Source organism: Telmatospirillum sp. J64-1, assembly GCF_006980715.1.
GTDB classification, from domain to species: domain Bacteria; phylum Pseudomonadota; class Alphaproteobacteria; order Rhodospirillales; family Magnetospirillaceae; genus Oleiliquidispirillum; species Oleiliquidispirillum nitrogeniifigens.
Map to the genome: position 1 here is coordinate 399,132 of NZ_SBHN01000001.1, position 19,117 is coordinate 418,248.

A 19,117-nucleotide genomic window follows, 5' to 3' on the forward strand; every position below is an offset into this window, starting at 1 on the left:
ATCGACATGGCAACCGATGTTTCGTGGGCGCTGAAGCCCCGCATCTATGTGGAAAACCAGCGCGCACGAGACCCGGCCTATCACGTGACGGAGGACGCGCTTCATCGTGCCCTGGGGGATATTGAAGGAGCCTCCATCACCATCCGCTTCGATGACGAACGCGATGAGGAGGCCTTGCGCCAGGCCAGCGTCTTTATCGCCGGGCGTCTGGACAAGGCTCTTCTGTCCTCTCAGGACCAACTGCGCCTCATTCAATGCACCAGCGCGGGCGTCGAGTCCTACATGCCGCTCGACTGGATGCCGCCGCAGGCCGTCCTGACCAATGCCAGCGGCGTTCACGCGCCGAAGGTCGGGGAATACGGCTTGCTGGTGACCTTGATGCTGCACGAGCGTATTCCCGCCTATGCCACCCTGCAACGGAACCATGTCTGGCAGCGGAATCTGCGGCCGACCATCAGCGGGTCGCGGGTATTGATCTACGGGGTCGGCGCCCTGGGCGGGGCCGTCGCCGAGAAATTGCGGCTGCTGGGCGTCGCCATAGACGGCGTGCGGCGCAGCGGTGAGCCTCATCCCTGCGTCGATCGGATGGTCACGCCGGACCGCGTTGCCGAGCTGCTGCCGGAAGCGGATATCCTGATCATTACCTGTCCCTTGACCGAACAGACACGCGGCGCCATCGGAGCGGCGGAACTGGCCTTGCTGAAGCAAGGGGCGGGGGTCGCCAATCTGGCGCGCGGGGCGGTCATGGATTACGACGCGCTCGCCGCCGAGTTGCGCTCGGGCCGCCTGTCCGGCGCGGTGCTCGACGTTTTTCCGCAGGAACCGCTGCCGCCGGAAGCCCCATGGTGGGACGTACCGAACCTGGTCGTCGTGCCGCATGTCTCGGCGGACGATCCGTTCAGCTATATCGACCGCTGCCTGGAAATCCTCGCCGACAACCTGCGCCGGGCGACCAAGGGCGAACCGTTGCGCAATGTTGTCGACGGCGAACGCGGATACTGACGCGTTCCTCCCCCTTCAAGCCATTGGATTCCTGATCCACGGGCCCGGCTCCTGCAAGGTGCCCAGGGCCCGTTTTGCTTCCGGTGTCGCCAGGGCACCGAAACGGTTCAGCACGTCGAGCAGGAAGGAGGTGCTGTTGTGTCGGGCGATTTCCCGGAAATCCTGGACCAGCCCCGTCACCGGGCGGTGCGGCGGAAAGATCATGAGCGTACGGAAGGTGATGCGCGGCATGAAGGGCCGGACCACGACGCTGCCGACCGGCACAGCGTCCAGGCAGTAGGGATTGACGAGCCCCACCCCAAGGCCCCGTTGAACGAAATGGCAGACCGATAGGGCGTAGTGGGTCTCCACCACAACTTGGCGTTCTCCTCCGATATGGTCGAATACCGCATCGATCCGCCGCCGGGCGCGGTCGGTGCGGGAAAGCGAAATGAAGGGCTCGCTGACGATATCGGCGGCTTCGATCACCGCCTTTTCGGCCAGCTTATGCCCATGCGGCAGGACGCAGACCGCAGGAGGCATGGCGAATTGCTCGGCGACCACGCCGGTGGTTTCGATCTCCTCGGCCGCGAAGCCGATGTCGAACTGTCCGGCGGCGACCAGATCGCGCACGGTTTCGGAATTGGCGGTCTCCATGCTGATGGCGATCCGGGACGGCCGGTTGCCCAGGAATTGCGAGATGAGATGGGGGATGAAGGAAAATCCCAGGGCGGGCAGCCCGCAAATGCGCAGATTTCCCGAGCCGTAGTTACGGATGTCGTCGGCGGCGATCTTCAGGCGTTCAAGGGTCAGAAAGGATTTGTCCACTTCCTTGTGGAACAGAATTCCTTCCTGTGTCGGCAGCAAGCGGCCGCCCGAGCGTTTGAACAGGGTTAGCTGCGTGGCGTGTTCCAACTGTTTGAGAAGCCGGCTGATGGCGGGCTGCGAGACCCCCAGCAGTTCGGCCGCGCGCGTCGTGGTGCCCATGAGCATGATGGCGTGAAATGCTTCGATCTGCCGGAAATTGACCATGCGCCCATAACCCCGGTGAATAAGTCCAGTATGTGACGATATTTGCACGTCTAATCTAAACCCGCTTATCATCATCAAGAATGTAGCCCCCTTGAAGAGGGGACAAGAAAAAACTCAGGGATGGCAATGGAGGTCCAGGGCAGGTTCAGTTGTGCCCGGTCCCGTGAAGAAAACCAAGAAAGTATGGCTATAGCATGCCGTGTCGGATGCTGTGGGAGGTCAATGCTGTCCCACAGCCGAGGGGATGACGTGTCCACTGAAGACCGTGCTTTTGCGCACGCAACTGCCTGGAGGCCCGAAGCATGAATTCCGATTACAAGAAATTTGCCTTGTCCCGCCGTGCGTTTCTTGGCGCCTCGGCAGGTGTGGGAACGATCCTTCTGGCTGGCGGCCTGCCTATCGGCTTGGCGCGGGCGCAGACGGGCAGCCATTTACGCTTCGGATTGTCGTCCTTCCCCCCGAACCTCAATCCCTTCGAATACACCGGCACCGCCTCCCTGACCGTCAAGCTGCTCATATACCGTGGGCTGCTGTCCTATGCGGCAGACGGTTCCGTCAGACCGGAACTGGCGGAAAGCTGGCGCCAGGTCGATCCCGTCACCTATGAATTCGTGTTGCGTGAGAACGCCCGTTTTCACGACGGTTCGGTCGTGCAGGCCGAGGATGTCAAATTTTCCTATGAAACCATCGCGGCGGAAAATTCCACGGCCCATCTGCGCAAGGACTTTCAGATCGTTGAAAGCGTCGACATCCTGGACCCGCGCACGGTACGCGTGGTCCTGAAACAGCCGAGCGTGACCTTCCCGCAAGTGGTCGCCAGTGGCTATGCGATGATCGTATCGCGTAATTCTTCGGCGCCGGGCTATGTCGGGGCCGGTCCCTTCACCCTTGGCAATATCGACAGGGGCAGCGCCATCCAGCTCCAGGCCTTCTCCGATTATTACAAGAGCGATTTGCCGGGCGTGCAATCGTTGCGCTTCATCGCCATGCCGGATGAAAGCCTGCGCATCGCGGCCCTGGAATCGGGGGATGTGGACGTCATCGAATATGTCTCGACGCAGCAATTCGAACGCCTGCGCAACGACAAGGGCATTACCCTGCAATCGGTCAATGGTCCTTTCATGTATCTGGTGTTCAACACCGAACAGGGCCCCTTCACCGATCCGCGCCTGCGGCGTGCCGTCGGCTACGCCATTGACCGCGATGCCATCAACAAGATTGGTTTCTCGGGCGTGGGCGAGCCGATGGGTGGTTTGCCGATTCCCGACGGTCCCGCCTATGACCCTTCGCTGGGGGGCGAACGGCTGGGCTACGATCCCGCACGGGCGCAGGCCCTTCTGGCCGAAGCCGGGGTCAGCACCCTGACCATTGAATTCCTGTCCACGGCGCAATACGCCCAGCACAACGACACGGCCCTGGTGGTGCAGCAGAACCTGGCTGCCGTCGGCATCCAGTGCAAGATGAACCTGCCGGACTGGGCTTCCCGTGTGACCCAGGGCAACAGAGGACAATATCATCTGGCCGTCAATGGCACGGCCGGGGCCTTCAATGATCCCGATGCCGTGTCGGCTTATCTGGAAGGCGGTCAGCCGCCGTCCTATACCCGCCCTTACGGCTACAACAATGACGAGATCAACGAGTTGCTGCGGAAGGGCCGGGAGGAAATGGAGCCTTCCGAGCGGGCCAAGATCTATGGCCGGATCGAGGAGATCGCCCTGCAGGAGATGCCTTTCCTGCCGCTGCTGTGGCGCCCCCAGGCCTATGCCTTGCGCGACAGCGTGAAGAATTTCGGCCCCCTGCCAGGCTTCCTGGTCTTCCAAAGCGGTTTGCGCCTCGAGGAAGCGTCCCTCGTCTGAGGAGGCGGAGGAGGCCTTCTGGCACTCCTCCATCCTTCCTCATGTCGATGACCATGCTTCCCGGGAGGTCCAATGAATTATGTACTGCGCCGCGCTGTGTCGGCGGTAGCGACGCTTTTCGCCGTTTCAACGCTGCTCTTCCTGCTTCTGCATATCGTCCCCGGGGATCCGGCGGAGATCCTGCTCAGCGGTGGCGGCATGGCTCCCAGTCAGGAGAGCGTAGAGGCCCTGCGCAGCCAACTCGGTCTCGACCGGCCCCTGTGGCAGCAATATGTGACCTATATGGGCAACATCCTGCAGGGCGATCTCGGCAATTCCTTCCAGGATGGCGCGCCCATCGCGCAGGAAATCGTGAAGCGCCTGCCACGTACCCTCGAATTGATCCTGACCGCCGCCCTTCTGGCGGTGGTGATCGGCATGCCTTCCGGATTGCTGGCGGCATTGCGGCGCGGCGGCTTCTGGGACGGTCTGTTTTCCTCCGTTTCCAGCTTCGGGCTTTCGATCCCGGTCTTCGTGACCGGCACGCTGCTGATCCTGCTCTTCTCGCAGATTCTGCGCCTGGTGCCGGCGGGGGGCTTCGTGAGTTTCACGGAGGATCCTGTCCAGCACCTGATCTATCTGCTGATGCCCGCTTTCAGTATCGCCGTCAGCCTGACTCCTGTCGTCTTCCGCATGGTGCGCACTTCCATCCTGGAATTCCTTGAAAAGGAATGGGTGCGGACGGCGCGGGCGAAGGGCCTGGGGGAACGCAGTGTCCTGGTCCGCCATGTGGTGCGCAACTCGCTGTCTCCGGTGGTCACGGTGCTGGGCCTGCATCTGGGGACCCTGCTCGGTGGGACGGTGCTGGTGGAATACGTGTTCAACTGGCCGGGCCTCAGCGGAATGCTGGTCCAGGCGGTTGAACAGCGCGACTACCCGGCGGTGCAGGGCATCGTTCTGGTGATCTGTATCCTGTTCGTGCTGATCAATCTTTGCGTCGACCTGCTCTACGGGCTTCTCGACCCGCGCGTTAGATATAATTGAGGCGACGCATGTTGAGACATTTTACCCTGATCTTTGCCGTCGCCTTCCTGCTGCTGATCGGCGGCATGGCTGTCCTTGCTCCGCTGCTGCCGCTGCATGATCCGGTGCAGATGGACGTGATGTCCCGCTTGGGCAAACCCAGCCTGACCTATCTGCTGGGCAATGACGAATATGGCCGGGATATCTTCAGCCGTATCATCTATGGCGCGCAGGCCTCGCTCGCCGTGTCGCTGTCGGCGGCAGTGCTGGCGGCGATCGGCGGCGTGGCGCTGGGCCTGCTGGGTGGGTATTTCCAGGGCTGGATCGAGAACATCACCATGCGTCCGCTGGACGTCATCCTGTCCTTTCCGCCGATGCTGCTGGCGCTGCTGGCCGTGACCCTGCTGGGGCCGGGAACGGGTACCCTGACGGTCATTCTCGCCATCCTGTTCATTCCCGCCTATGCCCGCGTCACCTATGGCGAGGTGCTGTCGGTGCGGAACCTCGAATATGTCGAGGCGGCACGGGCCTTGGGGCATCGTTCGGGCCGCATCCTGTTGCGGACCGTCCTGCCCAACGTTGCCGGGCCGATCCTGGTGCAGTTCTCCCTGGTGGTCGCCTCCTGTATCGTCCTGGAATCGGGGCTTTCCTTCCTGGGGCTGGGTGTGGTGCCGCCGGATTCCTCCTGGGGGCTGATGATCCGTGGCGCCCGGCCCTACATGCATATGGAACCGCTTGGCCTGCTGTGGCCCTGCCTGGCGCTGGTCTTCACGGTATTCTCGATCAATCGCCTGTGCGATTTCCTGCGCGACATGTTCGATCCCAAGGCCTCGGTCGCAGCCTTCACCTTGCCGGGCATGCTGGCCGGCCAGCGTCTCAGCCGCACGGCCCATGCCATGTCGCGGAAGGCGGAGCCGGATTCGTTGCTGCAGATCCGCGACTTGACGACAGAAATCTCCACGCCGCGCGGCCCGATCCGTGCCATTGACGGCGTGACCCTGCAGGTCCGGAGGGGCGAGGCGGTCGCGCTGGTCGGTGAGTCCGGCTCGGGCAAGTCCATGACCGGCCTGTCCGTCATGAAACTGCTGCCGCGCCGCATCGGCCGCATCGCAAGCGGCGAGATCTGGTACAGCCGGGGAGAGGGCGAGAATGCCCGTGCCATCGACTTGGCCCCGGTGCCGGCCAGCCATTTCAGGGCCTATCGCGGCCGTGACATGGGCATGGTTTTCCAGGAGCCGATGGCCTGCCTCAATCCCGTCTATACCATCGGCTATCAGTTGGTCGAGGCGATCACCGTTCATAACAACGTCTCGAAGGCCAAGGCCGAGGAGATGGCCCTGGCGGAGCTGAAGCGGGTGGGGATTCCGGACCCCGAGCGGCGGCTGCGGGAATATCCGCATCAGCTTTCCGGTGGGATGCGCCAGCGCGTCGCTATCGCCATCGCCTTGTGCGGCCAGCCGAACCTTCTGATCGCCGACGAGCCGACCACCGCCCTGGACGTGACCGTGCAGGCGCAGATCCTGGAATTGCTGGAGGATATCCGCAGGACCAGCAATATCGGCTTGATCTTCATTACCCATAACCTGGGCGTGGTGGCCGAAATCGCCGACCGGGTGGTGGTCATGTATTGCGGCCAGGTGGTGGAAGAAGGAAGCGTCGAGGAAATCTTCTATTCCCCCCGTCATCCCTATACCCGCGGCCTGCTTGCCAGTGTGCCCAAGCCCGAGGACCTGAACAGCGGCGAAAAGCGCCTCGCCTCGATTCCCGGTACGGTGCCAAGTCCGCTGGCCTTGCCGCCCGGTTGCCGCTTCGCGCCACGTTGCTCCTATTCCACCGAGGCCTGCTCGGTTGCGGTGCCGGAACTCGAGGTGGTCACCGAAAGCCAAGCGGCCCGCTGCATTCGCTGGAAGGAAATATGATGAAGGATCCCATCGTCGAGATCGACAACCTGCAGAAGCATTACGGCGGTTCCAAAGGGTTCTTCGGGCGCGTGCGGAAACCGGTCAAGGCGGTCGATGGCGTCAGCTTCACCATCCATCCGGGCGAGGTTGTCGGGCTTGTCGGAGAATCCGGTTCGGGCAAGAGCACGGTCGGGCGGACGCTTCTGCGGCTGCATGAACCGACAGCGGGCAAGATCCGGTTCGACGGGGAAGACATCACCCATGCCACGCCTCAGCGGATGCGGGCCTTGCGCCGCGACATGCAGATCATCTTCCAGGACCCCTATAGCAGCCTGAATCCCCGGACCCGCGTCATCGACATCGTGGGCGAGGCACTGGATCTTCTTGGTCCCCTGCCGAAGGCCGAACGAAGCGAGCGTGTGGTGCAGCTGCTGGAACAGGTGGGGTTGACCGGCGATCATCTGCGCCGTTTTCCGCATGAATTCTCCGGCGGTCAGCGCCAACGCCTGTGCATCGCCAGGGCGCTGGCCGTGCGGCCGCGTTTCGTCGTGGCGGACGAGCCCGTCGCCGCCCTGGATGTTTCGATCCAGGCGCAGATCATGAACCTGCTTGTGGACCTGCAGCGCGAAATCGGCATCGCCATGTTGTTCATTTCCCATGATCTGGGTCTCGTCGAGTTCATCGCCGACCGGGTCATGGTGATGTATCTGGGCCGTGTGGTGGAGATGGCCCCGGCGCGCGAGCTTTATGCCAATCCGCGCCATCCCTATACCCGCGCCTTGCTGTCGACCGCCCCGACGGTGGATCCTCGTGCCGCCCGTGCCCGCAAGCGCGAATTGCTGCAAGGCGAACCGCCCAGCCCGGCCAATCCTCCCAGCGGCTGCACCTTCCGCACCCGGTGTCCCTTTGCCGTCGATGCCTGCGCGGTAGAACGACCGGCTTACCGCCAGGTCGGGGCCGGGCATTTTCACGCCTGTATCCGTGACGATGTCGCCGGCGGCCAAGTCGTCCCGCAGGTCGCTTGATGGGCTGGGAAGAAAGCCATCCATCACGAAAACTTATCGATATGCATTCTCAATGACCATTGGCGCGTGTTGCGAAAGCGCCGTTAGTCTTTGAGCAGAAACCCACTCCTGGAGACGCGCATGTATCGGATCGGAGTCGATGTCGGTGGAACATTTACCGACTTTACCCTGCTCAACGAGACCTCGGGCGAGGTCCTTTTCTACAAGGTATCTTCCACGCCCTCCGATCCCTCGGAAGCCATTCGCACGGGTACTCGGGCGCTTTTGGACGAATTCTCGGTGAAGCCCGAGGAAGTCAGCTTCATGGGCCATGGCACCACGGTCGCCACCAACCTGGTGATCGAGCGCAAGGGCAGCCGGACGGCCCTGCTGACCACCAAGGGGTTCCGCGACGTCCTGGATATCGGCCGCCAGACCCGCCCCAATCTCTACGATTACCAGATCCAGAAGCCTGCCGTCCTGGTGCCGCGCGCCTTGCGTTTCGAGGTGGATGAACGGATCACCGTCGATGGCGGCGTGCTGCGCGCCATCGACATGGCGCAAGTGGATGACCTGATCGGAAAGCTGAAGGCGGCCGAGGTCAAGGCAGTGGCCATCTGTTTCCTGCATGCCTATCGCAACCCCGTCCACGAAGCGATGGTGCGCGACCGGCTGCGGGAGGCGATGCCTGATTTGTATGTGACGGCCTCTTCCGACCTGCTGCCCGAATTCCGCGAGTTCGAGCGTCTGTCGACGACGGTGCTGAATGCCTATTCCGGCCCGCGCATGCAGACCTATCTGGACCGTCTGTCCGACGGGGTGCAGGCGCTAGGCGTGCCGATGGCGCCTTACACCATCCATTCCAATGGCGGCTTGATGTCGATCCCGACCGTTCGCCAATTTCCGGTCCGTACCTGCCTGTCCGGTCCGGCGGCCGGCGTGGTGGGCGGCGCCGTGGTCGCCGGCGAGGCGGGATTCCAGAACGTCATTACCTTCGACGTCGGCGGCACCAGCACCGATGTCTCGGTGATCGTCGGCGGCCAGCCGCAATTCACCTCCAGCCGCACCGTCGCCGATTATCCGGTCAAGACGCCGATGGTCGACATTCATGTGATCGGCGCCGGCGGCGGCAGCATCGCCTGGCTCGACGATGCCTCGGCCCTCAAGGTCGGTCCCTTCAGTGCGGGGGCCGTGCCCGGTCCGGTGGCCTATGGAAGGGGCGGTGAGGAACCGACCGTGACGGATGCCAATGTGGTGCTGCACCGCCTGAATCCGGTCACGCTGCTGCGCGGCAAACTGGAGGTGAAGGAACAGGCTGCCCGCGATGTCATCGAACAGAAGGTGGCGGCCCCCTTGGGGCTCCCCCTCGAGGAAGCGGCCCTGGGCGTGTTGCGCATCACCAATGCCAATATGGGCCGGGCCATCCGCTCCGTCTCGACGGAACGGGGTTATGACCTGTCCACTTTCGCCCTGATGGCCTTTGGCGGGGCAGGGCCGCTTCATGCCTGCGAGGTGGCGGCAGAATGCGGCATCCCCACGGTCATCGTCCCGCGCGAGCCCGGAACCATGTGCGCCCGGGGCATTCTGCTCTCCGATATCAGCCTGGACTTCGTGCGCACCCATATCGCGGCGGCGACGCTGGAAACCTGGGCGCAGGTCGGGCGGTATTTCGACGAGATGCGCGTGGACGGCGGGAATTGGCTGAACGGCGAGAAGGTGGCGCCTGAAATGCGCCGCTTCCTGCAGGTCGTCGAAGCCCGTTACGAGGGCCAGAACTTCGAAGTCAGCGTGGCGATCCCGACCGATGAAGCCATCGATCTGGACGGATTTCTCGAACGTTTCGCCGAGGCCCATCGCGTCGAATACGGCTACGTCATCCCCGACCGCAAGGTGGAACTCGTCAACTGCCGCACCAAGGCGTTGGGATTGGTGCCGAAGCCTTACAACGATTTCCAGGCCACCGAAGCCGGCACTGTCGAAGAGGCGCTGCTCGAAACCCGTTCCGTCTATTTCAAGGCGGATCAGGGCCGCGTGACGACGCCGGTCTATGCCCGCGAGAAACTGCCGCTCGAGACCACCCTTTCCGGTCCGGCCATCGTCGAGGAAATGAGCTCCACGACGGTCATTCCGCCGGCCAGCAAGTTCCAGGTGGACCGCGCCGGCAATATCATCATCTCGATCCTCGGAGGTGCCCAATGAGCGCCCTGTCCTCGACTCCGGCTACCGGGACACTCCGTATCGCCGATCCGATTGGCATGGAGGTCTTCTCGAACCGCCTGCTGACCATCACCGAGGAAATGGGCAACACGCTCATCCGTTCCTCCTTCTCGACCAATATCAAGGAACGGCGCGACTGCTCCGTTGGGCTGTTCGACCGGCATGGCCGCCTGGTTGCCCAGGCCTCGCATATTCCGCTGCATCTGGGCAGCCTGCGGGGCAGTGTTCAGGCGGTGCTGCAACGCTTCCCGGCCGAAACAATCAAGCCCGGTTCGGCTTTCATCTGCAACGATCCCTATTTGGCGGGCGGTACCCATATGCCCGACATCTCCATCGTCACGCCGATGTTCACCGATGGCGAGCTGCGCTTCTTCACCGCCAATATCGCCCATCATTCCGATGTCGGCGGCAGTGTTCCCGGCTCCATCTCGGCCATGGCGCGCACGGTGTTCGAGGAAGGCATCCGCATTCCGCCCATGCTGATCGTCGAGGACGGCAGACTGCGGGAAGACCTGCTGGACCTGATCGCCCAGAACACGCGCGAGCCCGAGGAACGCATCCTGGATTTGAAGGTCCAGGTCGCCACCAATGATCGCGGCGTCGCGGCTCTGCATGGCCTCGTGCGTCAGATGGGACTGGCGGCGGTGGAGCAGGCGGTCGAGGATATCCTGGCTTATACCGCCTTGCGTCTGAAGATGCGCATCGACGAATTGGGCGACAAGCGCGGTTCCTTCGTCTGCCATCTGGACGATGACGGCTCGGGCGGCCCGCCGGTGCCCATCGCCACCACCGTTTGGGTCGAGAATGGCAATCTGGTCATCGATTTCGCCGGGACCGGCCCGCAGGCGAAGGGGGCGCTCAATGTTCCGGCCAGCGCCTTGGAAGCGACCGTTTTCTACGCCGCCAAGGCGCTGCTGGACCCGCAGCTCATGCCCAATGAGGGCATGATGAAAGCCATCGAGATCCGCGCCGAACCCGGCCTGATCGTCAATGCGCGCTTCCCGGCGGCGGTCGGGGCCCGGTCCATCACCTGCCAGAAGGTTGCCCGTTCCATCTTCGGTGCATTCCGCGAAATCCTGCCCGAGGACCGTGTCCTGTCGTCAGGCGGCGATGATCTGGCGACCATCGTCTTCTCCGCCCGCCATGCGCGCCGCGCCGGAACCTATGTCTATCTTGAAACCCTCGGCGGCGGCGGCCCGGCCTCTCGGCGCCTGGACGGGATGAATGCCGTGCATGTGCATGTCACCAATACCTCCAACCTGCCGGTGGAGGCCCTGGAGAACGAATATCCGCTGATGGTCGATGAATACGCCCTGGTCGAACGGTCGGGCGGCGCCGGGGAACGCCGGGGCGGCCTAGGCTTGGCCCGTCAGGTCACGGCCTTGCAGGACGGTACGATCTTCTCGGCCCGTTCCGACGGCCATAAGCATCCGGCAACCGGCGTCGCCGGCGGCAAGGAAGGGGCGACCGCCCGCCTGTACCGGAATTACGGGCTGGCCGATCAGGAGCCCTTGTCGTCGAAGGTCACGCTCCTGACCCTGAACAAGGGCGACAATATCCGCATCGAAACCCCCGGTGCAGGCGGCTTCGGCGATCCGAAACGCCGTCCGGCCGAGGCCGTGCAGGCGGATCTTGAGGACGGCTTCATCGCGCCTGAAGACCTGGCCCTCTACGGCCGCTCCGCTTGAGCGGCTTTGCCGAAGGCTTGAAGAAAGGCTGCCCTGTGTCCCGGCCATGGCAGCCCTTTAACACAAGGTCTGGTGGAAAACGCGGATGGAACACTCCCTTGAATGCTCCCATGACGGCGCCATCATGTTCGATATACCCGGGCGGGACCATGGTTTCGATGACCTCTGAATTCGCTGACAAGGCGTTCCTTCCCTTGCCGCCCGGTCTGCCGCCTCGGGTCGAGTTCCTGTCGTAACATCGAACGAGGACGAGGCATGATCTGGCCCGATATCCCTTACCCGGCGTGGCGCGAAAGCTGTTCGGCCTTGCATCTCTATTGTCAGGTCGTGGGCAAGTACCGCCTGGCGCGAACGCCCTGGATAAATCATTCCTGGCACGCCACGCTCTATGTCAATGCGCGCGGTTTCACCACCTCGCTTGTCCCGGACGGTGAGGGCGGGGTGGAGATTCTCTTGGATCTTATCGACCATGCGGTGATCGGGGCCTCCACCGATGGCCGCATGGCCCGCTTCAACCTCGGTCCGATGTCGGTTGCCGATTTCCATGGCCGCTTCCTCGACCTCGTGGGCCAGTTGGGCGGTACGCCCGAAATCCATGGCTGCCCCAACGAGGTGCCGGACCCGGTGCCTTTCACGGAGGATCGGGCGGAACGCCCTTACGATGCCGATGCGGTGAACCGCTTCTTCCAGGCAAGCGTTGCCATCGATCGCGTGCTGAAGCATTTCCGCACCGGTTTCCTCGGCAAGGCCAGTCCCGTGCATCTGTTCTGGGGCAGCTTCGATCTGGCGGTCACGCGTTTCTCGGGACGCCGGGCACCGCTGCATCCCGGCGGCTTTCCTTCATTGCCGGACAACGTCACGCGCGAAGCCTATAGCCATGAAGTATCCTCGGCGGGATTCTGGCCGGGCGGCGGACCGGTCGACTTCCCCGCCTTCTATTCCTACGCCTATCCGGCTCCGCCTGGCTTCGCCGATGCCGCCGTCGCCCCCGATGCGGCCTATTACGATGCCGGTCTTGGCGAGTTCCTGCTGCCCTACGACGCCGTCCGTCAATCCGCCGATCCCGAGGCCACGCTGATGGCCTTCCTCGACAGCACCTATCAGGCGGCGGCCGATCTCGGCGGTTGGGACCGTGCGGCGCTCGAATGCCGACGAGGCGAAACGCGCCGGCCCCGTTCCCTATGAGCGCGGCCGGTTTCCTTGGCTAGAAGCCCGTAGGCTACGGGTACAGAAGAGGCTGTCATGACGATTGCGACCGAACCCTCCTTCGATGTGTCCCCCGTCTCGTGGTGGATGGACGAGGCCATGCAGGCCGAAGGAGGGGAAGGGGAGCCTCTTCCACCGGATGCCTGCGAGGGGCAGGAGGTGGATGTCGCGATCATCGGGGGCGGCTTCACCGGTCTGTGGACGGCCTTGCTGCTGGCGCAGAAAGCACCAACGCTGTCAATCGCCGTGATCGAGGCGGGGCTGTGCGGTGGCGGTGCCAGCGGCAAGAATGGCGGCAAGGCGCATGGCTATTGGGCGCAATTACCGCATCTGATCGCCAGCTTCGGCGAGGATCAGGCTCTGGCCATCGCCCGCGCGGGAAGCCGGGCGCAGGAGGCCATCCGCGCTTTCGCCAAGACCGCACCGCTGGATTTCTGGTGGCGCGACGGCGGGAATATCCGGGTGGCCACCACGCCGCAGCAGGAGGCCAAGCTGCGGGCCTATGTGGATGCGGCCGCCCGGCTGGGGGAACCGGAACAGGCGGTGTTCCTTCCTGCCGAGGAGGTCCGCGCCTATTGCGATTCGCCGGCTTTCCTGAGCGGCGTGTTCTTTCAGGAGGGGGCGACCGTGCAGCCGGCGCGGCTGGCCCGTGCCCTGCGCTCTGCCGCTCTTGCGCAAGGGGTGCGGGTCTTCGAGCATACTGCGATGACGGGGAGGGAAAGCGGAGGTCCTTGCCGTGTCCGCACGACGCGCGGCACGCTGACCGCTCGGCAGGTGGTGCTGGCGACCAATGTGGCCCTGGCACGGGAGTCCGCCATCGCCCCGGTGCTGAGCGTGTTTTCGAGCTATGCAGCGATCAGTACGCCGACGCCGGCCTTGGAACGCATGGGCTGGAACAGCGATGTCGGTTTCGCAGATGCCCGCATGTTCCTGCATTACTTCCGCCGCACGCTCGATGATCGCGTGCTGATGGGGGCCGGGGCAGGGCCGGTCGCCTATGGCAACCGATGGACCTCCGCCCGCATGACGAGAGACCGCAGCGCGGCCCAACGTGCCGTGCGCGGCATGATGCGGCTCTTGCCTGCCTTGGGCGGCACCCCTGTGGAGAAAGCCTGGGGCGGGGCCATCGATGTCGCCTCCGACCGCTTGCCTTTCGTCGGCACCTTGCCCGGCGGAAATGTGCATTACGCCTGCGGCTATTCCGGGCATGGCGTCACGCCCACCCATATGGCGGCGCAATGCCTTGTCAGTCTGGTCCTGGGGCTGCACAACGAATGGCGGGACCTTCCCTTGATGGGACGGCGCCAACCCCGCCTGCCGCCCGAACCCTTCCGCTTCGTCGGCGCGACCTCCATCCGCCGCGCCATCCTCGCCTGCGAGGATGCCGAGGAAAGAGGTGATTCCCCTTCCTGGCTGGCCCGTGCCGTCGCGACGGTACCGGTCAAGTTGGGACTGAAAATCGGCGTGAGGTAGGTGCGGCAGTCAGGATTTGAAGCTACGGCATATTTTCATTCATGAAATGCCGAATGGATGCGCCGAGATTGTCTTCCGCTGTATTGAAATGGGCGATGATCGAGGTGTGGTTGTGGCCCGTCAGGCGGTGGACCGGCGGAGCTTTTCCCTTTGCCGCCGCGAGACGGTAGGCCAGTTCCAGGCAATGCACGTCGATCAGGGGGTTTTCGAATTCGGCCATAGCGATGAAGGTCGGCATGCTGTCCGGCCCGGCATGCATGACGGGTGAGACGTCGTCGTAGCGGGTGGGATCCGTGCCATAATAGGCTTCGACCCGCCGGGCATTGGGATTTTCCGGCCGGTTGTCGGCGCGGACGCGTCCGCTGACCACGATCAATCCGGCGAGGCCGGGGCCTTCGGCCGGATGCAGTCTCTTATCATAGGCATAGCTGGCGACATGGGCGCCGCCGGCGGAATGTCCCATGAGGAAAATGCGGGACGGGTCCACGGCCAGTTCCTCGGCATGCTCCTTCACCCATTGCACGACCCGTCCGATATCCTGCGTGGCCTCCGGGTAGCGGACGTCCGGTGCCAGGCGATAGCCCGCATTGATCCCGGCGATCCCGAAACGCGAGAAATAGTGCAGGACGTTGGCGTATATTTCCGCGCTGCGCCTGCGGCTTCCCGCCGTGAAGGCACCGCCATGGATGAATACGAGCGCGGGGCGCCGCCTGTTCTGGGTCTTGGGCAGAAAGACATCGAGGGATTGGCGTTCATGGGTGCCATAGGGAATGTTTTCCCGGATGTCGGCCGAGTCTTTCGGCGCGCCCGCGAGGATCTCGCTGAAGCGGTCGATCATCAACTGGATATGGCCCTTGGTATCCTGCGCCCATTTCGGCCCGATCTCGGCCATGAGGTCCCGCAGCTCGGCCGGTATTTCTGGTAATCTGTTCATCGCGTCCTCGTCGCTGCACCATCGCGCCGCTGCCGATCACATTCCATCGGGATCAGATCGCAACGGTCGCATCGAGATTCATCAATTCCCGCACGACGCTCAGCGCGGTCAGCATTGAGGTCTTCGGGTTTTCCGGCGAGGGCCGTCCTTCCAGCTGAATGGAGATCCGGCCGCTGCGTCCTTCCGCCTCGATCTCGTGCAGATTGCCCGAGACGGTCGGGTCCGCCACCAGTTCGACCGCCGTGCGCTCAAAGCCCAGCCCGACCAGCGCGACCGTCGCTGCGACATTGGCATTCTTGGGGTAGGTCACCGCCGCGTCGCGCGCATTGCCGCGATAGAAGACCACCGGTTCGGCGAGGTTGTCCAGGTCGAGGATCCGTTCGGCCGGTGTCGCCTTCCATGCCGAGGGCGGTTTGCGGGAGCGATAGGTGACGCGCTCCAGCCCCGAGACCTTCATCGCCGCGATCGCATCGGTTCCGCCAATGGCACCGGAACAGAGCAGGATGCGATGTCCGGATTTCAAGGCCGCCCCGGTCAGGCGTTCATGCAGGACGGGATCGCCCAAGGCACCGATGGAGATCACCAGCAGGTCGCATCCCGCTTCCAGCACGGCAGGGCCATAGGCGGCCAAGGCCTCCTGTCCCGCGACCTCGGCGACGACGTCGGCCTGGCGCGCGAGAAGCTCGTCAAGGCTGCCCACGGCGGGCAGGCCCTTGTCCAGGAGAGCCTGGATCTGTTGCGGACGGACGAGAATGGCGACGATCGCCTCGTCATGCCCGGCTTCCCGAAAGGCCGTCACGACCGAACGCCCAATGCTGCCATAGCCGATAAGAGCAATGCGTTTCATGAAAGATGCCTTGGCTTGAGGATCGATGACCTGAGGAAGGCGGTCGTGCGACAGGCATGGAGAAGGAGGCCCCGCGGGGGCCTCCTCCTGGAAGGTTACGAAGCTTCCGTCAGGTGCTTGTCGCGGCGCGCATAAAGCTCCTCATCCGCATAGCCCATGGTCTCGGGCTTGGCGCGGCCCAGCATGACCTGGAAATAGACCGGTTCCAGGCTGTTGTTGTCATAGCCGTGGATCACGCCGGCGGGGCAGGAAATCCCTTCCCACGGTCCCAGGCGCGTCGTCAGGCGCTTGCCGTTCTCATCCTCGATGAAGACGTCGAGGAACCCCTTGAGGACGAAGAAGACTTCCTCGACCTCGTGGGTATGGGGGGCGTTGCCTTGGCCGGGCTCGACGAACATGATCGAGAGCGTGAAGTTGTTCGCGGGAATGACCGTCGGGTCGTTATGCTTGCCGGAGCCGCCCGCGCCGATGAAACGATGCTGCGCGCGCTTGTAGCCTTCGATCTTCGCGTCCTCGAAGGCCGCCCAATCTGCTTTGCGGTCCCGGAAGCGCGCGACGTAACGGTCCAGGATGTCTTCGAGGGGAGTGCCTTCCAATTCCGGCGGCCGTTTGTGGCGAGCGACGCCCATGATGTCCTCCTTCAGGCAAGGAAAGGATGAGGGGAAATCCCTGTCGGTGTGATGGGCTTGGCGGCCTTGCAATGGGTGCGTTGCGCATCGGACAGGGGGAATGTGCTGTAACCGAGAAGAAAGGAGCCATCGCTGGCGGGATGCGCAGGGGCCCGGCCATCCTGCTGCTTTCGGGGATATCGGACCTGCCTGACGACGCATCAGACAGAAGGCGATTCCCTCGCCGCAAGCAAGGCGGTCTTCGAGTGGGCCCTTGCTTCGCCCGACCGTTTTTCGCGGAGCCAGGCGAACATTGACATTTCCTAACTAACTCGTTAGTACAACTGTACACGAGGACGATTCGTTGGCAACAGAAAATTTGCCTATCGTTTGCGCAAGCAGGCTATGAACAGTTTTGTCTGCCTCGCACGGAAAGCTTGGCGCATTCCCTTTCCCCTTCCACGCAACTCCTCCACGTAACCAATGAAAAAGGGTCTCTTTCATGGATATGGCAGGTGAACAATTCATTCCGGCGTCGCCCTCTGCTGTCTGGGAGGCCCTGAACGATCCGGATATCCTGCGGCGCTGCATTCCGGGATGCGAAAGTGTCGAACGGTTGAGCGAGATGGAATTCACGGCCAAGGTGACGGCGAAGGTCGGCCCGGTGAGGGCTCGTTTCTCTGGCCGGGTGCAGATGGAAGACGTGGTGCCCGGCGTCAGCTGTCGGCTCGTCGGAGAAGGGATGGGAGGCGCGGCGGGATTCGCCAAGGGCGGTGCGGCCGTAACCTTGGCCGAGCAGCAGGGGGGCACGCTGCTGCGCTACGAGGCGCAAGGCGCTGTCGGCGGGAAGTTGGCCCAGGTCGGGGCGCGGCTTGTCGACACGGCGGCCAAGAAGATGGCCAACGACTTCTTCACGGCCTTCCGCATGGTCTTCGAGGAGGAAAAGGAGCAGGCGGCGCCTAGCGAGTCCGCCGCCGCGACGGCCGGACCGGAAGCGGGCGCCGCCCCGGCTCCTGCGCCGTCCCAAGCGGGGCAGGCTGGGGCGGCGCCGGCATGGGGAAAAAGCGGATTGATCGCTGTGGCGGTCCTTGCCCTGGGGGCGCTGGTTTTCGTCTTGGCGGGGTGAGCCTTCAGCGCGTGGGGGCGGTCGAGATCATCCCCGCCGCCCGCCCGCCATGGAGACGCCCGTCACGGCCGCAGATAGCGGAGGATGATCTCGACCGCATGTTCCTTGCGCTGCTGGAGGCGGGCGGGGCTCATCAGGTTCACGCCGAAAATCGCCTCGAAGGTATGGCGGTTCGAGATGTAATGCGCCGAGAGCGACGTGATCGAGATGTAGAGATCGACGAGGTCGATGCCTTTGCGGAAGACGCCTTGTTCTTCCCCTCGTTTCAGCAGGTCCTGAAGGGTCTGCATGAGCGGATCGTACATGGGGATGATCCGCTTCGATTGCCGGACATGGCGGGCTTCATGAAGGTTCTCGCTCGCCAGCAGGCGGCTGAATTCCGGCGCTTCTTCCCAGATGCTGGCGGTGAATTCCACCAGTTTCCGCATGCCTTCTTCCGGCGCCATGTTGCGGATCGACAGATCGTTCTGCCGCGCGCGTATGGTCTCGTAGGCCCGTTCCAGAACGGCCGTGAATAATTGGTCCTTGCTGCCGAAATGGTGGTAGAGCAGGTTCTTGCTGACATCCGAGGCCCGGACGATCTCGTCGACCCGCGCACCATCATAGCCCTTGTCGGCGAATTCCCGGGTCGCGGCCCGCAGGATACGCTCCTGCGTCGCGGCGCCATCACGTGTCACCGGTGCGGTCGACTTCTTAGCCTTCATCCGTTCGTTCCTTTTTGAAACAAGTACTGCGGGCCGGGCGGGGCCATGGCGTGCATTCTTCGTGAGGTGGAAATGTCCTCGCCGGTCGTGCCCGTGATTTCGATCCTGGCGCGCAAATCTGGATTTGCGTTCGGGATCGCAAGCCACTCATCGGCCAGCCGGTTCTGGAATAGCGGCACCTTGATTATTTTGTCCATGCCAGTGAAGGCGGGTCCAGCACCTTCGCCGCCAAGTAGGCTGCAAGGCCTGGATGCTCGCCTTACCAGAGGGTGGCGCCACCATTATCACAGCTCTGCTCGTTAATCACCGGCTCTCGTCGCGGTTTTCCTGGTCTTTTGTGTCGTGGCGGTCGGCAGAGGTATGGGAAGGGGCGGGATCATCTCGCATGCGATGCTGCCGGGCGCATGCGCGCAACCGGAATATATCTTTCCGTAAAATCCTACTAAACTGGTTTTTCATCCTGTTTCCAGTGGCTGGGATCAGGGGAGGAAAGGGCATGCGTTCCCCAGCGGCTGGCGCCGTTCAACCCGCAGGGCCT

At 63.3% G+C, this 19,117-nt stretch carries 16 protein-coding genes; 10 read left to right on the forward strand and 6 right to left on the reverse strand.

Going from position 1 to position 19,117, the window contains the following annotated elements; genetic code table 11:
- Positions 1 to 6 precede the first annotated feature (6 nt).
- A complete protein-coding gene (locus tag EPD66_RS01785) occupies positions 7 to 1,002 on the forward strand; it encodes a D-2-hydroxyacid dehydrogenase (protein WP_142846736.1) in 996 nt (331 codons plus the stop codon).
- A 15-nt stretch (positions 1,003 to 1,017) separates the two neighbouring features.
- Here EPD66_RS01785 and EPD66_RS01790 read toward each other — a convergent pair whose 3' ends face one another.
- Positions 1,018 to 2,013 carry a LysR substrate-binding domain-containing protein gene (locus EPD66_RS01790; RefSeq protein ID WP_185961201.1) on the reverse strand — a complete coding sequence of 332 codons (996 nt, stop codon included), beginning with the start codon at positions 2,011 to 2,013 and terminating at the stop codon, positions 1,018 to 1,020.
- A 302-nt stretch (positions 2,014 to 2,315) separates the two neighbouring features.
- Between EPD66_RS01790 and EPD66_RS01795 the strand changes: the two genes are divergently transcribed.
- The 8 genes from EPD66_RS01795 to EPD66_RS01830 all read left to right on the forward strand — a co-directional run bounded on the left by EPD66_RS01795 (position 2,316) and on the right by EPD66_RS01830 (position 14,360).
- Complete coding sequence (locus tag EPD66_RS01795) at positions 2,316 to 3,869, forward strand: ABC transporter substrate-binding protein (protein WP_142846738.1); 1,554 nt, start codon at positions 2,316 to 2,318, stop codon at positions 3,867 to 3,869.
- Positions 3,870 to 3,941: 72 nt separating this feature from the next.
- Complete coding sequence (locus EPD66_RS01800) at positions 3,942 to 4,892, forward strand: ABC transporter permease (protein ID WP_142846739.1); 951 nt, start codon at positions 3,942 to 3,944, stop codon at positions 4,890 to 4,892.
- A gap of 8 nt (positions 4,893 to 4,900) precedes the next feature.
- Positions 4,901 to 6,790, forward strand: a complete 1,890-nt coding sequence (locus tag EPD66_RS01805; RefSeq protein ID WP_142846740.1) for a dipeptide/oligopeptide/nickel ABC transporter permease/ATP-binding protein — start codon at positions 4,901 to 4,903, stop codon at positions 6,788 to 6,790.
- Positions 6,787 to 7,797 (forward strand): ABC transporter ATP-binding protein, encoded by a 1,011-nt coding sequence (locus EPD66_RS01810; RefSeq protein ID WP_370511847.1) that lies wholly within the window; start codon positions 6,787 to 6,789, stop codon positions 7,795 to 7,797. The genes EPD66_RS01805 and EPD66_RS01810 overlap by 4 nt, the downstream gene beginning before the upstream one ends.
- Before the next feature lie 120 nt (positions 7,798 to 7,917).
- Entirely contained in the window at positions 7,918 to 9,975 is a 2,058-nt protein-coding gene (locus EPD66_RS01815) for a hydantoinase/oxoprolinase family protein (protein ID WP_142846741.1), read from the forward strand.
- Positions 9,972 to 11,681, forward strand: coding sequence for a hydantoinase B/oxoprolinase family protein (locus EPD66_RS01820; RefSeq protein WP_142846742.1), 1,710 nt, complete (start codon positions 9,972 to 9,974; stop codon positions 11,679 to 11,681). Before EPD66_RS01815 ends, EPD66_RS01820 begins: the two co-directional genes overlap by 4 nt.
- Positions 11,682 to 11,936: 255 nt before the next feature.
- Positions 11,937 to 12,866, forward strand: a complete 930-nt coding sequence (locus EPD66_RS01825; RefSeq protein WP_142846743.1) for a DUF5996 family protein — start codon at positions 11,937 to 11,939, stop codon at positions 12,864 to 12,866.
- Positions 12,867 to 12,923: 57 nt separating this feature from the next.
- Positions 12,924 to 14,360 (forward strand): FAD-dependent oxidoreductase, encoded by a 1,437-nt coding sequence (locus EPD66_RS01830; protein ID WP_142846744.1) that lies wholly within the window; start codon positions 12,924 to 12,926, stop codon positions 14,358 to 14,360.
- A gap of 22 nt (positions 14,361 to 14,382) precedes the next feature.
- Here EPD66_RS01830 and EPD66_RS01835 read toward each other — a convergent pair whose 3' ends face one another.
- The 3 genes from EPD66_RS01835 to EPD66_RS01845 all read right to left on the reverse strand — a co-directional run bounded on the left by EPD66_RS01835 (position 14,383) and on the right by EPD66_RS01845 (position 16,770).
- The gene (locus tag EPD66_RS01835) at positions 14,383 to 15,294 is read right to left on the reverse strand and encodes an alpha/beta hydrolase (protein ID WP_142846745.1); all 912 of its coding nucleotides are present in this window, start codon (positions 15,292 to 15,294) and stop codon (positions 14,383 to 14,385) included.
- 52 nt (positions 15,295 to 15,346) lie between these two features.
- Positions 15,347 to 16,141, reverse strand: coding sequence for an aspartate dehydrogenase (locus tag EPD66_RS01840; protein WP_142846746.1), 795 nt, complete (start codon positions 16,139 to 16,141; stop codon positions 15,347 to 15,349).
- A gap of 95 nt (positions 16,142 to 16,236) precedes the next feature.
- Positions 16,237 to 16,770 (reverse strand): cupin domain-containing protein, encoded by a 534-nt coding sequence (locus EPD66_RS01845; protein ID WP_142846747.1) that lies wholly within the window; start codon positions 16,768 to 16,770, stop codon positions 16,237 to 16,239.
- A 481-nt stretch (positions 16,771 to 17,251) separates the two neighbouring features.
- Between EPD66_RS01845 and EPD66_RS01850 the strand changes: the two genes are divergently transcribed.
- Positions 17,252 to 17,875: a carbon monoxide dehydrogenase subunit G gene (locus EPD66_RS01850; protein ID WP_142846748.1), complete on the forward strand. Its 624-nt coding sequence runs from the start codon at positions 17,252 to 17,254 to the stop codon at positions 17,873 to 17,875.
- Between the two features lie 62 nt (positions 17,876 to 17,937).
- Here EPD66_RS01850 and EPD66_RS01855 read toward each other — a convergent pair whose 3' ends face one another.
- Both EPD66_RS01855 and EPD66_RS01860 read right to left on the reverse strand, forming a co-directional pair.
- The gene (locus EPD66_RS01855) at positions 17,938 to 18,579 is read right to left on the reverse strand and encodes a TetR/AcrR family transcriptional regulator (protein WP_142846749.1); all 642 of its coding nucleotides are present in this window, start codon (positions 18,577 to 18,579) and stop codon (positions 17,938 to 17,940) included.
- Positions 18,576 to 18,776, reverse strand: coding sequence for a hypothetical protein (locus EPD66_RS01860; protein ID WP_142846750.1), 201 nt, complete (start codon positions 18,774 to 18,776; stop codon positions 18,576 to 18,578). The genes EPD66_RS01855 and EPD66_RS01860 overlap by 4 nt, the downstream gene beginning before the upstream one ends.
- Between the last annotated feature and the right edge of the window lie 341 nt (positions 18,777 to 19,117).